Genomic DNA, 13,976 nt, shown 5'->3' with positions numbered 1-13,976 from the left:
TTCCCACGGGTTGGCCTTGCACTGCTTCATGCCCAGGCTGATGCGGCGCTTGTCTTCGTCGATCTCGAGGACCATGACTTCGACTTCGTCGCCCAGCGACACCAGCTTGCTGGGGCTGACGTTCTTGTTGGTCCAGTCCATTTCGGAGACGTGCACCAGGCCTTCGATGCCCGGCTCGATCTCGACGAACGCACCGTAGTCGGCGATGTTGGTCACCTTGCCGAACAGACGGGTGCTGGTCGGGTAGCGGCGAGCCACGCCCATCCAGGGGTCGTCGCCCAGCTGCTTGATGCCCAGCGAGACGCGGTTCTTCTCGGCGTCGAACTTCAGGACCTTGGCCTGCAGTTCCTGGCCGACCGTCACCACTTCGCTCGGGTGACGGACACGGCGCCAGGCCATGTCGGTGATGTGCAGCAGGCCGTCGATGCCGCCCAGGTCGACGAACGCACCGTATTCGGTGATGTTCTTGACCACGCCGTTGACGATGGCGCCTTCGCGCAGCGTCTCCATCAGCTTGGCGCGTTCTTCGCCCATCGAGGCTTCGACCACGGCACGGCGCGACAACACGACGTTGTTGCGCTTGCGGTCGAGCTTGATGACCTTGAACTCCATGGTCTTGCCCTCGAACGGGCTCATGTCCTTGACCGGACGCGTGTCGAGCAGCGAGCCGGGCAGGAAGGCGCGGATGCCGTTGACCAGCACGGTCAGGCCGCCCTTGACCTTGCCGTTGACGGTGCCGGTCACGAAGTCGCCGGATTCCAGCGAGTTCTCCAGCGACAGCCACGAGGCCAGGCGCTTGGCCTTGTCGCGCGACAGGATGGTGTCGCCGTAGCCGTTTTCTAGCGAGTCGATCGCGACGGACACGAAGTCGCCGACTTCGACTTCCACTTCGCCCTGGTCGTTCTTGAACTCTTCGATGGGAACGTAGGACTCGCTCTTGAGGCCGGCGTTGACCACCACGAAGCTGTGCTCGATGCGGACGACTTCCGCGGAGATCACCTCGCCAGCGCGCATGTCGCGCTTCTGGAGGCTTTCCTCGAACATGGCGGCAAAGGATTCGCCGCCGGTGGTGGCAGATTGCATATCAGACATGGAGTTTCCTGGAGCCGGCCGAAGAGGGGAGTGAGATCGCAGCGATCTGCAAGAGGGCCGGCGGAGCGTGCAACGGATGTTGCGGTTACGTTGAACAAACCGCCGCCCGGCGCAGCTGTGCGCTGCTGGTGGACGACGGCACCCTTCAAAAACCTCCCGGCTAGGCGCCGAAAGGCCTGCGTTCCTCCCACCAACCCAGCACCTGGGCCACGGATTCATCCACGGTCTGGGCAGAGTTGTCGAGAAGGAGTGCGTCTTCAGCGGGCTGCAGCGGTGCGATGGCCCGGGTGCGGTCCCGGGCATCACGCGCTTCCAAGTCCGCGCGAAGATCGTCGATATTAGACGATATTCCCTTGGAAATCAATTGGTTATGCCGGCGCTCGGCGCGGGTGGCCGGGCTGGCGGTCAAAAACACCTTCAGCGCGGCATCGGGGAAGATCACCGTGCCCATGTCGCGGCCGTCGGCCACCAGGCCCGGCGGGCGGCGGAACGAGACCTGCAGCGCGTACAGCGCCGCACGCACGTCGCCCAGCGCCGAAATCTTGGAAGCGCGGCTGCCCACGTCTTCACGGCGCAGCTGGTCGCTCACCTCGTCGCCTTCCAGGTACAGGCGAGGGCCGTCGAAGCGCAGCTTGAGCTTGGCGATCAGCGCTGCGATGCCCGGGCCGTCGCTGTCGGCCACGCCCTGGCGCAGCGAGGCCAGCGCCGCCACCCGGTACAGCGAGCCCGAATCGAGGAAGTGGTAGCCCAGCGAAGCCGCCAGCGTGCTGGCCAGCGTGCCCTTGCCCGAGGCGGTGGGCCCGTCGATGGTGATCACCGGCACCTGGTCGTGGTGGGTGTGCGCCAGCTTGAAGAGGGCCTCGAAGTAGTCGGGGAAGGTCTTGCCCACACACTGCGGATCGAGGATGCGCACCGGCACGCCGTTGAAGGCGGCCAGCGACAGGCACATCGCCATCCGGTGGTCGTCATAGGTGTGGATGGCGGCCGGCTGCCACACCGCCGGCGGCCGCACTTCGATGAAGTCGGCGCCTTCTTCCACCTGCGCACCCACCTTGCGCAGCTCGATGGCCATCGCGGCGATGCGGTCGGTTTCCTTCACGCGCCAGCTGGCGATGTTGGTCAGGCGCGTGGGGCCGTCGGCGTACATCGCCATCACCGCCAGCGTCATCGCCGCATCGGGGATGTGGTTGCAGTCGAGCGTGATGGCGCGCAGCGGCCAGGCGCCGCGGCGCACCTCGATGCGGTTGGCTTCCATGCGCACGTCGGCGCCCATGGCCACCGCCGCTTCGACGAAGCGCACGTCGCCCTGGATGGAGGCGTTGCCCACGCCTTCGATGAGCACCGGCGCGTCCACCGCGGCGATGGCGCCCAGCGCCACGAAGTACGAAGCCGATGAGGCATCGCCTTCCACGTGCACCGCGCCCGGCGAGCGGTAGCGGCTGCCGGCGGGGATGGTGAAGCGCTGCCATCCGTCGCGCTGCACGGTGATGCCGAAGCGCGCCAGCAGGTTGAGCGTGATCTCGACGTAAGGCTTGGAGATCAGCTCGCCGTCGACCTCGATCACGATGTCGGCGCCTGGCGAGCCGTCGCCGCCGCTGGCCAGCGGCAGGGCCAGCAGCAGCGCGGTGAGGAACTGGCTGGACACGTCGCCGCGCACCCGCACCGGTGCGCCGGTGGCGAGCTGGCCCTGCGGCTGGCCGGCCAGCCGCAGCGGCGGGTAGCCGTCGTTGCCCAGGTACTGGATGTCGCAGCCCAGCTGGCGCAGCGCATCGACCAGGTCGCCGATCGGCCGCTCATGCATGCGGGCGACGCCGCTCAGCTCGAACTGGCCGCCCTGCGTGGCTGCCAGCACCGCCAGCGCGGCGGCCAGCGGCCGCATCGCGGTGCCGGCGTTGCCCAGGAACAGCGAAGCCTGGTGCACCGACAGCCGCCCGCCGATGCCGGTGACGCGCAAGGCCGCACCTTCCTGCGCCAGGCCGCAGCCCAGGCTGCGCAGCGCCTCGATCATCACCCGCGTGTCGTCGGAATCCAGCAGGTCGTGCACCAGCGTGCTGCCTTCGGCCAGGCCGGCCAGCAGCAGCACCCGGTTGGAGATGCTCTTGGAGCCGGGCAGGCGGATCTGGCCCGAGGCCTTGGTCAGCGGGGGCAGGTCGAGGAAGGGGATGGCGAACACGAACGGGGCGGCTTGGTAGGCGGTGAAAAGGTTGGGTGGCCTCAGCGCAGCGGCGGCACGGCGGCCGGTGCGTGGGGTCGGGGACTGCTCATCTGCCAGGCGGCGCGACCGTCGGACGCGCTACGGATCAGGTCTTCCAGCGCCTCGGCATTGCCGGAGCGCATCACCAGTTCCAGCGCTTCCAGCGCGTGCCGGAAACGCATCGACTGCTTCAGCGTTTCTTCGCGGTTGGCCAGCAGGATATCGCGCCAGATCGTCGGATCGCTGGCGGCGATGCGGGTGAAATCGCGGAAGCCCGGCCCGGCCAGCGACAGGAACTCCTCGCCGCCCGGCTGCTTGGCCACCGCGTTGTAGAACGCAAAGGCCAGCAGGTGGGGCAGGTGGCTGACGGCGGCCAGCGCGGCATCGTGGCTGTCGGGCGACATGCGGATGACCTGCGCGCCGATGGCCGCCCAGGTGTCGGCGGCCTTTTGCAGCAGCAGCGCATCGGTCTGCGGCAGCGGCGTCAGGATCACCTGGCGGCCGGTGTACAGGTCGGCGTCGGCATGGTTCACGCCGGCCTTTTCCTTGCCGGCGATGGGGTGGGCCGGCACGAAGCTGCCGATGCGCTCCTTCAGGGCACGGCGGGCGGCCTCGACCACGTCGCGCTTGGTGGAGCCCACGTCCATGAACAGCACCTCGGGCTCCACCAGGTGGCGGATGGCCTTGAAGGTGCTCTCGGTGGCGGCCACCGGCACGGCCAGCAGCACGATGTCGGAGCCGGCCACCGCCAGCAGCGCCGATTCGGCCGCGGTGTCGATCACGCCGGCGCGCCGCGCGCGTTCAGTGGTGGAAGGCGACTTGCTGTAGCCCACCACATGCTTGACCAGCCCGGCGCGCTTGAGCGCCAGCGCGAACGAGCCGCCCATCAGGCCGCAGCCGATCAGGCCCAGTTGCTGGAACATGGGCACGCTCAGTGGCTGTCCAGCGGGTAGGTGCCCAGCACCTTGAAGAAGTCGCACACCTCGCGCAGCTCCTTCATGGCCGAGGCCACCGGCGGATCTTCGGGGTGGCCCTGCAGATCGACGTAGAAGTAGTACTCCCACTGGCCCGAGCGCGCCGGGCGCGACTCGAAGCGCGTCATCGACACGCCGTGGTGCTTCAGCGGCACCAGCATGTCGTGCACCGCGCCCGGCCGGTTGACCACCGACACCACCAGGCTGGTGCAGTCGTGGCCCGAGCGGCCGGGCTGCGGGTGGCGGTCGGGGTGCGTCACCACCGCGAAGCGGGTGCGGTTGTGCGGGTCGTCCTGGATCGCGCGGCCGACCACGTGCAGGCCGTATTCGCTGGCCGCCCGCTCGCTGGCGATGCCCGCCAGCGTGGGGTCGGTGCTGGCCAGGCGCGCGCCTTCGGCATTGCTGGACACCGGCCGCCGTTCCGCGTGCGGCAGGTGGTTGCTCAGCCAGCCGTGGCACTGGGCCAGGGCCTGCGGATGGGCGCACACGGCCTCGATGCCCTCGAGCGAATCGACGCTGCGCAGCAGGTTCTGGCGCACCATCAGGCTGGTCTCGCCGATGATGAAGAGCGGTGTGGTGAGGAACAGGTCGAGCGAGCGCGTGACCACGCCTTCGTTCGAGTTTTCGACCGGCACCACGCCAAAATCGGCCGCGCCCGAGGTGGTGACGTGGAACACCTCGTCGGCGTTGGCGCAGGGCACCCGCACGATGGAGCTGCCGAAGTAGCCCAGCGCCGCCTCTTCGCTGAAGGTGCCGGCCGGGCCCAGGAAGGCCACCCGCATCGGCGTTTCCAGCGAGCGGCAGGCCGACATGATCTCGCGCCAGATCGGCGCCACGCTCTCCGAGCGCAGCGGCCCGGCGTTGACGTGCTTGAGCCCGTCGATCACCTGCGCCTCGCGCTCGGGGCGGAACACCACCGAGCCTTCCTTTTTCTTGATCTCGCCCACCGCCAGCGCCAGCGCGGCACGGCGGTTCAGCAGCGACAGCAGATCGCGGTCGAGTGCATCGATCTGGTGGCGCAGGGCCAGCAGGTCGGGCGGATTGGGGGCGGCAGGCTCGGACATGGCGCAGGCGAAGGCGAACGGGAGATCGGTTTACTTGGCGCCGCTGGCCTTGCCGGCCGGCTTGCTGGCGTCGGTGGCCGCGGGCTGGGGGATGCCCAGCGTGCTGCGCACCTTGTTCTGCAGCGCCTGCAGCTTGGGGTCGAGCACCGGCGCCGCATCGGCGATCAGCTTCTGGGTGAAGCCGTTCTGGATCTCGGGCATCAGCTGCTGGTACTTCTTGTTGACCGGCGATTCCAGCCAGGCCAGCAGCTGCTTCAGCTCGTCTTCGCTGAACTTTTCTTCCAGCTGCGCGCCCAGGGTGCTGGGGGCCAGCTTGTTGGCGCGGTCGCGCAGCACCGGCACGGCTTCGTCGACGAACTTGCGCACGTCGGCCTCGATCTGCTTGCCGGTGGCCTCACGCTTGTCGGCCGGCAGCTGCTGCAGCGCGCTGCCCGCGGCCTGCATCATCTGCACCGCCGGGCGCTCGGCGATGCTGCGGGCCACGTTCTCGATGGCCGGTTGCTGGGCGGCCAGGATCTTGTCGACCACTTGCTTCTTGCTCTGCGCATGCGCGCCCAGGGAGGCGACCACCAGGGCCGCCACCAGCAGGGTTTTTTTCATCAGGAATTCTCCTCAGGGGCGGCAGCGCCATCGCCTTCGCCCGGGGTTTCGATGTTGGCGTCGTTCTCGACGATCCGTTGCAGGCCCGACAGCTTGGTGCCGTCGTCCAGCGCGATCAGCGTGACGCCTTGAGTAGCGCGGCCGAGCTCACGAATTTCGGAGACACGGGTGCGCACCAGCACACCCTTGTCGGTGATGAGCATGATCTCGTCCTCGGGGCGCACCAGGGTGGCCGCGACCACCTTGCCGTTGCGCTCGCTCTGTTGGATGGCGATCATGCCTTTGGTTCCACGGCCATGGCGGGTGTACTCGACGATGGAGGTGCGCTTGCCGTAGCCGTTTTCGGTGGCGGTGAGCACGCTCTGCGCTTCGTCTTCGGCCACCAGCATCGCGATCAGCGTCTGCCCCGGCTCCAGCGCCATGCCACGCACGCCGCGGGCCTGGCGGCCCATCGGGCGCACGTCGTCCTCGTCGAAGCGCACCGCCTTGCCGCCGTCGGAGAACAGCATCACGTCGTGCTTGCCGTCGGTCAGCGCGGCGCCGATCAGGTGGTCGCCTTCGTCCAGGTCGACCGCGATGATGCCGGCCTTGCGCGGGTTGCTGAATTCATCCAGCGCCGTCTTCTTGACGGTGCCCAGCGCGGTGGCCATGAAGATGTAGTTGTCGGCCGGGAAGCTGCGGAACTCGCCGGTCAGCGGCAGCACCACGGTGATCTTTTCGCCCGGCTGCAGCGGGAACATGTTGACGATGGGCTTGCCGCGGCTGGCGCGGCCGCCCTGCGGCACTTCCCACACCTTCAGCCAGTACACGCGGCCGCGGTCGCTGAAGCACAGGATCCAGTCGTGCGTGTTGGCGATGAAGAGCTGGTCGATCCAGTCGTCTTCCTTGGTGGCCGTGGCCTGCTTGCCGCGGCCGCCGCGGCGCTGCGAGCGGTACTCGCCCAACGGCTGGCTCTTCACATAGCCGCTGTGGCTCAACGTCACCACCATGTCGGTGGGCGTGATCAGGTCTTCGGTGCCCAGTTCCTGGGCGTTGTGCTCGATCTGGCTGCGGCGCGCGCCCAGCTTGGTCTGGCCGAACTCCTGCTTCAGCGCGGTGAGTTCCTCGCTGATGATGAAGGTCACGCGCTCGGGCTTGGCCAGGATGTCCAGCAGATCGGCGATCTGCGCCATCACGTCCTTGTACTCGCCGACGATCTTGTCCTGCTCCAGGCCGGTCAGGCGCTGCAGGCGCATCTGCAGGATTTCCTGGGCCTGCTCGTCCGACAGGCGGTACATGCCGTCGGTCTGCATGCCGTAGTCGGCGGGCAGGCCTTCGGGGCGGTAGGCGGCGCGGCCGCCCGGCGTGTCGGATTCGGCGCGGGCCAGCATCTCGCGCACCAGCGAAGAGTCCCAGCTCTTGCTCATCAGCGCGGCCTTGGCCACCGGCGGCGTGGGCGAGTTCTTGATCGTCTCGATGAACTCGTCGATGTTGGCCAGCGCCACGGCCAGGCCTTCCAGCACATGGCCGCGCTCGCGCGCCTTGCGCAGCGCGAACACGGTGCGGCGGGTCACCACCTCGCGGCGGTGCTCCAGGAAGTATTCGATCAGCTGCTTGAGGTTGCACAGCTTGGGCTGGCCGTCCACCAGCGCCACCATGTTCATGCCGAAGCTGTCCTGCAGCTGCGTCTGTTTGTACAGGTTGTTCAGCACGACCTCAGGCACTTCGCCGCGCTTGAGCTCGATCACCACCCGCATGCCGGACTTGTCGCTCTCGTCCTGGATGTGGCTGATGCCGTCGATCTTCTTGTCGTGGACCAGCTCGGCGATGCGCTCGAGCAAGGTCTTCTTGTTCACCTGGTACGGGATCTCGTCGACGATGATGGCCTGGCGCTGGCCGCGGTCGATGTCCTCGAAGTGGCAGCGCGCGCGCATCACCACCTTGCCGCGGCCGGTGCGGTAACCCTCACGCACGCCGTTCAGGCCGTAGATGATGCCGGCGGTGGGAAAGTCGGGCGCCGGCACGATGGACATCAGCTCGTCGATCGTCGCGTCCGGGCTGCGCAGCAGGTGCAGGCAGGCGTCCACCACCTCGTTGAGGTTGTGCGGCGGAATGTTGGTGGCCATGCCCACCGCGATGCCGCCCGAGCCGTTGACCAGCAGGTTGGGCAGCCGCGTGGGCAGCACCAGCGGCTCTTTCTCGGAGCCGTCGTAGTTGGGGCCGAAGTCGACGGTTTCCTTGTCGATGTCGGCCAGCAGCTCGTGGGCGATCTTCGACAGGCGGATTTCGGTGTAGCGCATCGCCGCGGCGTTGTCGCCGTCGATCGAGCCGAAGTTGCCCTGGCCGTCCACCAGCATGTGGCGCATGGAAAAGTCCTGCGCCATCCGCACGATGGTGTCGTAGACCGACTGGTCGCCGTGCGGGTGGTACTTACCGATCACGTCGCCCACGATACGGGCCGACTTCTTGTAAGGCCGGTTCCAGTCGTTGTTCAGCTCGTGCATCGCGAACAGCACGCGCCGGTGCACGGGCTTGAGGCCGTCGCGGGCGTCGGGCAGGGCGCGCCCGACGATCACGCTCATCGCGTAGTCGAGGTACGAGCGCCGCATCTCCTCTTCGAGGCTGATCGGCAGGGTTTCCTTGGCGAACTGGGTCATGAGGGCGGCAAACGCGGGCGGCGCGCGAGCGCCGTGACCTGTGGGGTGTGAGACGCGGGATTCTAAGCGTCAGTCCTCTGTCGCTCGAACGCAACACAGGTGTTACCTGCCGGCCGGGCAATTGCCAAAATGGGGCCAGCCGAGCGCCGTATGGCACAATCCTTCGCGTCGGTGGTGGCGCTTGACAAACAAGGCGCTTGCCAAGTTATACGCTTCCGAATTTGGACGTTACGCAGCACAACTGCGGCTTTCCTTGAGAGGAGAATCAATGAAGAAACTGAACACCGTGGCGGTGCTGTTTGCATCGGTCGCGCTCGCCGCTCCGCTGTCGACGGCCTTCGCCCAAGCGCAGACGAACGACAACTGGCGCGCTTCTGACGGTACCGTCTGGAAGAACGGCACCAACGAACTGTGCTGGCGCGATGCCAACTGGACGCCCGCCACGGCTGACCCGAGCTGCGACGGCGCCCTGAAGCCCGCTGCCGCTCCCGCCCCGGCACCGGCCCCGGCTGCTGCTCCCGCTCCGGCGCCCGCCCCGCGTCCGGCCGTCGTGCCGCCGGCTCCGGTCAGCGAAAAGGTCACCTACGCCGCTGACACCTTCTTCGACTTCGACAAGTCGACCCTGAAGCCGGAAGCCCGCGCCAAGCTGGACGACCTGGTCAGCAAGACCGGTGGCATCAACCTGGAAGTCATCATCGCCGTGGGTCACACCGACTCCGTCGGCACCGATGCCTACAACCAGAAGCTGTCGGTGCGCCGCGCCGAAGCCGTGAAGACCTACCTGGCCTCCAAGGGCATCGAGAAGAACCGCGTGTACACCGAAGGCAAGGGCGAAAAGCAGCCCGTCGCCGACAACAAGACCGCCGAAGGCCGCGCCAAGAACCGCCGCGTGGAAATCGAAGTGGTTGGTACCCGCAATAAGTAATCGGTCCTCCGATTCCTTCGCAAACCCCGCTCCGGCGGGGTTTGTCATTTGTGCGGCAAGTATCTCCAAATGGCCCGCGTTAGGATGTCGTCCATGATGAATGCCGATCCTCAAGAACTGGCGAAATTCAGTGAACTGGCCCATCGCTGGTGGGACCCGGAGAGCGAGTTCCGCCCGCTGCACCAGATCAACCCGTTGCGGCTGGGCTGGATCGAGCAGCAGGTGCCGGTGGCCGGCAAACGGGTGCTGGACGTCGGCTGCGGCGGCGGCATCCTGGCCGAGGCCATGGCGCAGCGCGGCGCCAAGGTGCTGGGCATCGACCTGGCCGACAAGCCGTTGAAGGTGGCGCAGCTGCACGCGCTGGAGTCCGGCGTGGCCGGCGTCGAATACCGCGAGGTGGCGGCCGAAGCGCTGGCGGCCGAGCAGCCCGGCAGCTTCGACGTCGTCACCTGCATGGAGATGCTGGAGCACGTGCCCGACCCGTCGTCGGTGGTGCGCGCCGTCAGCACGCTGGTCAAGCCGGGCGGCTGGGCGTTCTTTTCCACCATCAACCGCAACCCCAAGTCGTTCCTCTTCGCCATCGTCGGCGCGGAGCACATCCTCAAGCTGCTGCCCAAGGGCACGCACGAGTACGCCAAGTTCATCCGCCCCAGCGAACTGGCGCGCTGGTGCCGCGAGAGCGGCCTGGTGATGGGCGAGACCAAGGGCATGGAATACAACCCGCTGACGCGCCGCTACTGGCTGTCGGGCGACACCAGCGTCAACTACCTGGTGGCGTGCCGGAAGCCGGGCGCATGAGCGGCGGGTTTCGCGCCGGCATCCAGGCGGTGCTGTTCGACCTGGACGGCACCTTGATCGACAGCGCGCCCGACCTGGCCGGCGCCGCCAACCGGCTGCGCGAGCTGCGTGGCCTGCCGCCGGTGCCTTACGCCCAGCTGCGCCCGTTGGTGGGCACCGGTGCCCGCGGCATGATCGGCGGTGCCTTCGGCCTGGGGCCGGGCGATGCCGAATTCGAAGCATTGCGCGACGAGTTCCTGGCCTTGTACGAGCGCGGGCTGCTGCAGCAGACGGCGGTGTTCGACCCGATGGTGCCGGTGCTGCAGGCGCTGGAAGCCGCCGGACTGCCCTGGGGCATCGTCACCAACAAGGCCGAGCGTTTCACGCACCCGGTGGTGCGGGGCCTGGGGCTCGACCGCCGCGCGGGTGCGGTGGTGTGCGGCGACACCACGCCGCATGCCAAGCCGCACCCCGCGCCGCTGCTGGAGGCGGCCCGGCGCATCGGCGTGGCGCCCGAGGCTTGCGTCTATGTGGGCGACGACCTGCGCGACGTGCAGGCCGGCCGCGCTGCAGGCATGGCCACCTTGGCTGCGGCCTGGGGCTACCTGGGGCAGGGCGAGGTGATCGAGGCCTGGGGCGCCGACGCTTTACTGGAATCTCCGGCCGCGCTCTTGAAATGGCTTCGGCTGGCTTAAACTATCGTGTTCTGGGGCCGACCTGGTTTCGACGTGGGTACGGATCCGGCGCAGGGCATGCCGAGCACCAGTTCGCTCGTAAAACCACTGGAAACAAAGTAACTGCGAACGACGAACGTTTCGCCCTCGCCGCTTAACACCGGTGAGCCTCTCAACGGTTGGCCAATGGGCCGTGTTGAAGATCGCAAGATCCTAGACTGAGAGGTCATTCACATTGGCTGGTTCTGAGCCGGGTCACTCGGTTCAGGACGAGATCTAGTGACTGGCGTGAAGGGTAGCGTGCTGCTGCGCGACCTCAACGTGAGACTCCAAATCAGCCAGCTACGCATGTAGAACTGTCCGGTGATGGTTCGCGGACGGGGGTTCGATTCCCCCCGGCTCCACCAAATCACCACAAGAACCCCGACCGGCAACGGTCCGGGGTTTTTTCTGCGCAGCGCGGGTCGTACGGCCGGCCAGGGGTGCGGTGCGGGGCGATTAGACTGCGCTGCCGCCGATCGGCCACCAACGGCGATGCCTGCTGCACGACCTGCCTTCTACATCCCTGAGATGACCACTCGCCCTGCGGCGCGGCTGCCCGGCCCTGACCCCAGGCGGCGGGCGCGGCGCCTGCCTGCAGTCCACGCTGCCTTTGCCCATGGTGCTTGATCACACGCTGCTGGTCGCGCTGCGTGAGCGCCATCCCGCGTGGCGCCTGCTCGCTTCGCCGCACGCCGCGCTGGTGGCCAGCTTTCTGCACCGCGTGTTCGTCGTGCCCAACGTGCGGGTGATGAGCGAAGCCGATCTGGCGGAGTTGCTGGAGGACGAGTTGTTCACGCTGCGCGAGCAACTGGGCGCCGAGGCTTACCCCAAACCGGCGCTGGACTACCTGAACGATTGGGCCGCGCCCGACAAGGGTTGGCTGCGCAAGTTCTACAAGCCGGGCACGGACGAGGCGCAGTTCGACCTGACGCCGGCCACCGAGAAGGCGCTGGCCTGGCTTCAGTCGCTGACCGAGCGCGCCTTCGTCGGCACCGAATCGCGGCTGATGACGCTGTTTTCGCTGCTCGAACAGATCAGCGCCGGCACCGAGGTCGATCCGCTCAAGCGGGTGGACGAGCTGCGCCGCAAGCGCGACAAACTGGACGCCGAGATCCAACGTGCGCTGGCGGGCGAGGTGCCCCTGCTCGACGACACGGCCATCAAGGACCGCTTCCAGCAGTTCCAGCAGGTCGCGCGCGAGTTGCTGTCCGACTTTCGCGAGGTGGAACACAACTTCCGCCTGCTGGATCGGCGGGTGCGCGAGAAGATCGCGCTGTGGGAAGGCACCAAGGGCGCCTTGCTCGATGAAGTCATGGGCGCGCGCGATGCCATCGGCGACTCCGACCAGGGCCGCAGCTTCCGCGCCTTCTGGGACTTTCTGATGTCCAGCCGCCGGCAGGAAGAACTCAGCGAGCGGCTGGCCCAGGTGATGGCGCTGCCGGCCGTCAGTGCGCTGCGGCCCGAGCCCCGCCTGCGGCGCGTGCACCACGACTGGCTGGAAGCCGGCGAGCACACCCAGCGCACGGTGGCCCAGCTGTCGCAGCAGCTGCGCCGCTTTCTCGACGACCGGGCTTTCGTCGAAAACCGCCGCATCCTCGAGCTGTTGCGCGGCATCGAGGCCAAAGCCCTGGGCTTGCGCGGCGCCACGCCGGGCGGTGTCGTCGCCCACATCGATGCGATGGCTGCCGAGATCGAGCTGCCGCTGGAACGGCCGCTGTTCACGCCCGCTGCCAAGCCCCGCCTGTCCGGGCTGGCGGTGGTGGCCGGCGAGGCCGACGTGGACACCGCGCGCCTGTTCGACCAGGTCGTGGTGGACAAGGCGCGCCTGCGCGCCACCGTGCTGCGCTCGTTGCGGCTGCAGTCGCAGGTCACGCTCCATGAGCTGCTGGCCGTAACGCCGCTGCAGCAAGGCCTGGCCGAGCTGGTGGCTTACCTGGAACTGGCCCACGCGGGCGATGGGGAAGGGGCGGTGGCCGGCTACCACGCCTTGGTGGACGAGGCGGTGGTCGAGCCCGTCCGTTGGCAGGCCGTCGATGCCGAGGGCCAGGGCGTCACCCGCGAGGCCCGCCTGCCGCGTGTCATCTTCACGCGCTGAACCCGGCACCGCCGCAAGGAACCCCATGGACGACCCGTTGATCGACGCCGAGCCGATCGCCTCGGCCCCCAGCGCGCTGCCCGCGGTGCCCGAGTTGTCGCAGCTGATGGTGCTGCTGCTCAAGGGCGTGCTCTACCGCGAAGAAGACGAGCGCCTGTGGGCCAGCCTGCTGCGCCTGCAGGCCCGCGTGCGTGAGCAGGCGGCGGTGCTGCTGCTCGACCTGGTGCTGGACGAAGCCGAGGGCCATGCCTTCTTGAAGAGCCGTCCCGATCCGGACGAGTCGGACGGCGCGGCGCGCCTGCCGCGGCTGGTGGTGCGCCGGCCGCTGTCGTACCCGGTGAGCCTGATGCTGGCCCTGCTGCGCAAGCGATTGGCCGAGTTCGATGCCGGCGGCGCCGACACGCGGCTGGTGCTGTCGCGCGAAGAGGTCGCCGAGCTGATGCGGGTGTTTTTGCCCGAAGGCACGAACGAGGCGCGGCTGGTCGATCAGGTCGACGCCACCCTGGGCAAGGTGGTGGAACTGGGCTTTCTGCGCCGCCTCAAGCCGGTGGCCGGCGCTGCAGCGGACCCGGGGCGTTTCGAGGTGCGGCGCATCCTCAAGGCCTTTGTCGATGCGCAGTGGCTGGCCGATTTCGACGCGCGGCTGGAAACCTACCGTCTGGCCCTGTCGGCGCCGGCCGGCGCTTCGGCAGGGCAGGGAGCGGCCGATGCTTGAGGCGTCAACGCCGGGCCTGGATTTCCTGGCCGATGACAGCCGGGTGGGTTTTCGTCTGCAGCGGCTGGAGGTGCTGAACTGGGGCACCTTCGATCGCTGCGTCTGGCGCTACCAGCTCGATGGCCGCAACGGCCTGCTCACCGGCGACATCGGCTCGGGCAAGTCCACCTTGGTGGATGCCATCACCA

12 protein-coding genes and 1 other RNA gene are annotated in these 13,976 nt (G+C 67.9%); 7 read left to right on the top strand and 6 right to left on the bottom strand.

Annotated elements, in window-relative coordinates; genetic code table 11:
* The 6 genes from ABNT58_RS26020 to gyrA form a co-directional block, all read right to left on the bottom strand.
* Window positions 1–1,092, bottom strand: a 1,092-nt coding sequence (locus ABNT58_RS26020) for a 30S ribosomal protein S1 (protein WP_348756282.1), incomplete at its 3' end; no start/stop codon positions are given.
* A 160-nt stretch (window positions 1,093–1,252) separates the two neighbouring features.
* Window positions 1,253–3,265 carry a bifunctional 3-phosphoshikimate 1-carboxyvinyltransferase/cytidylate kinase gene (locus ABNT58_RS26015; protein ID WP_348756281.1) on the bottom strand — a complete coding sequence of 671 codons (2,013 nt, stop codon included), beginning with the start codon at window positions 3,263–3,265 and terminating at the stop codon, window positions 1,253–1,255.
* Between the two features lie 41 nt (window positions 3,266–3,306).
* Window positions 3,307–4,209: a prephenate dehydrogenase/arogenate dehydrogenase family protein gene (locus ABNT58_RS26010; protein WP_348756280.1), complete on the bottom strand. Its 903-nt coding sequence runs from the start codon at window positions 4,207–4,209 to the stop codon at window positions 3,307–3,309.
* 8 nt (window positions 4,210–4,217) lie between these two features.
* Entirely contained in the window at window positions 4,218–5,324 is a 1,107-nt protein-coding gene (gene pheA, locus ABNT58_RS26005) for a prephenate dehydratase (RefSeq protein WP_348756279.1), read from the bottom strand.
* 30 nt (window positions 5,325–5,354) lie between these two features.
* Window positions 5,355–5,924, bottom strand: a complete 570-nt coding sequence (locus ABNT58_RS26000) for a DUF2059 domain-containing protein (RefSeq protein ID WP_348756278.1) — start codon at window positions 5,922–5,924, stop codon at window positions 5,355–5,357.
* Window positions 5,924–8,560: a DNA gyrase subunit A gene (gyrA, locus tag ABNT58_RS25995; protein ID WP_348756277.1), complete on the bottom strand. Its 2,637-nt coding sequence runs from the start codon at window positions 8,558–8,560 to the stop codon at window positions 5,924–5,926. Before gyrA ends, ABNT58_RS26000 begins: the two co-directional genes overlap by 1 nt.
* Window positions 8,561–8,828: 268 nt before the next feature.
* On the opposite strand from gyrA, the gene ompA reads away from it, so the two are divergent.
* From ompA to ABNT58_RS25960, 7 genes are all read left to right on the top strand, one after another.
* Window positions 8,829–9,485, top strand: a complete 657-nt coding sequence (gene ompA, locus ABNT58_RS25990) for an outer membrane protein OmpA (protein WP_348756276.1) — start codon at window positions 8,829–8,831, stop codon at window positions 9,483–9,485.
* Window positions 9,486–9,578: 93 nt separating this feature from the next.
* Entirely contained in the window at window positions 9,579–10,283 is a 705-nt protein-coding gene (gene ubiG / locus ABNT58_RS25985; RefSeq protein WP_348756275.1) for a bifunctional 2-polyprenyl-6-hydroxyphenol methylase/3-demethylubiquinol 3-O-methyltransferase UbiG, read from the top strand.
* A complete protein-coding gene (locus ABNT58_RS25980) occupies window positions 10,280–10,957 on the top strand; it encodes an HAD-IA family hydrolase (protein WP_348756274.1) in 678 nt (225 codons plus the stop codon). Before ubiG ends, ABNT58_RS25980 begins: the two co-directional genes overlap by 4 nt.
* Before the next feature lie 13 nt (window positions 10,958–10,970).
* Window positions 10,971–11,343: a transfer-messenger RNA gene (gene ssrA / locus ABNT58_RS25975) on the top strand.
* 251 nt (window positions 11,344–11,594) lie between these two features.
* Complete coding sequence (locus ABNT58_RS25970) at window positions 11,595–13,073, top strand: DUF3375 domain-containing protein (protein WP_348756273.1); 1,479 nt, start codon at window positions 11,595–11,597, stop codon at window positions 13,071–13,073.
* A 25-nt stretch (window positions 13,074–13,098) separates the two neighbouring features.
* Complete coding sequence (locus ABNT58_RS25965) at window positions 13,099–13,788, top strand: DUF4194 domain-containing protein (protein ID WP_348756272.1); 690 nt, start codon at window positions 13,099–13,101, stop codon at window positions 13,786–13,788.
* Window positions 13,781–13,976: ATP-binding protein (locus ABNT58_RS25960; RefSeq protein ID WP_348756271.1), on the top strand; the 196-nt coding region annotated here is incomplete at its 3' end. The genes ABNT58_RS25965 and ABNT58_RS25960, both read left to right, overlap by 8 nt.

This window comes from uncultured Aquincola sp. (assembly GCF_964001545.1).
In the GTDB taxonomy this organism is placed as follows: Bacteria; Pseudomonadota; Gammaproteobacteria; order Burkholderiales; family Burkholderiaceae_C; genus Aquincola.
The sequence above is the reverse complement of the archived record's forward strand: the minus strand, read 5'-3'. Positions and strand labels throughout refer to the sequence as shown.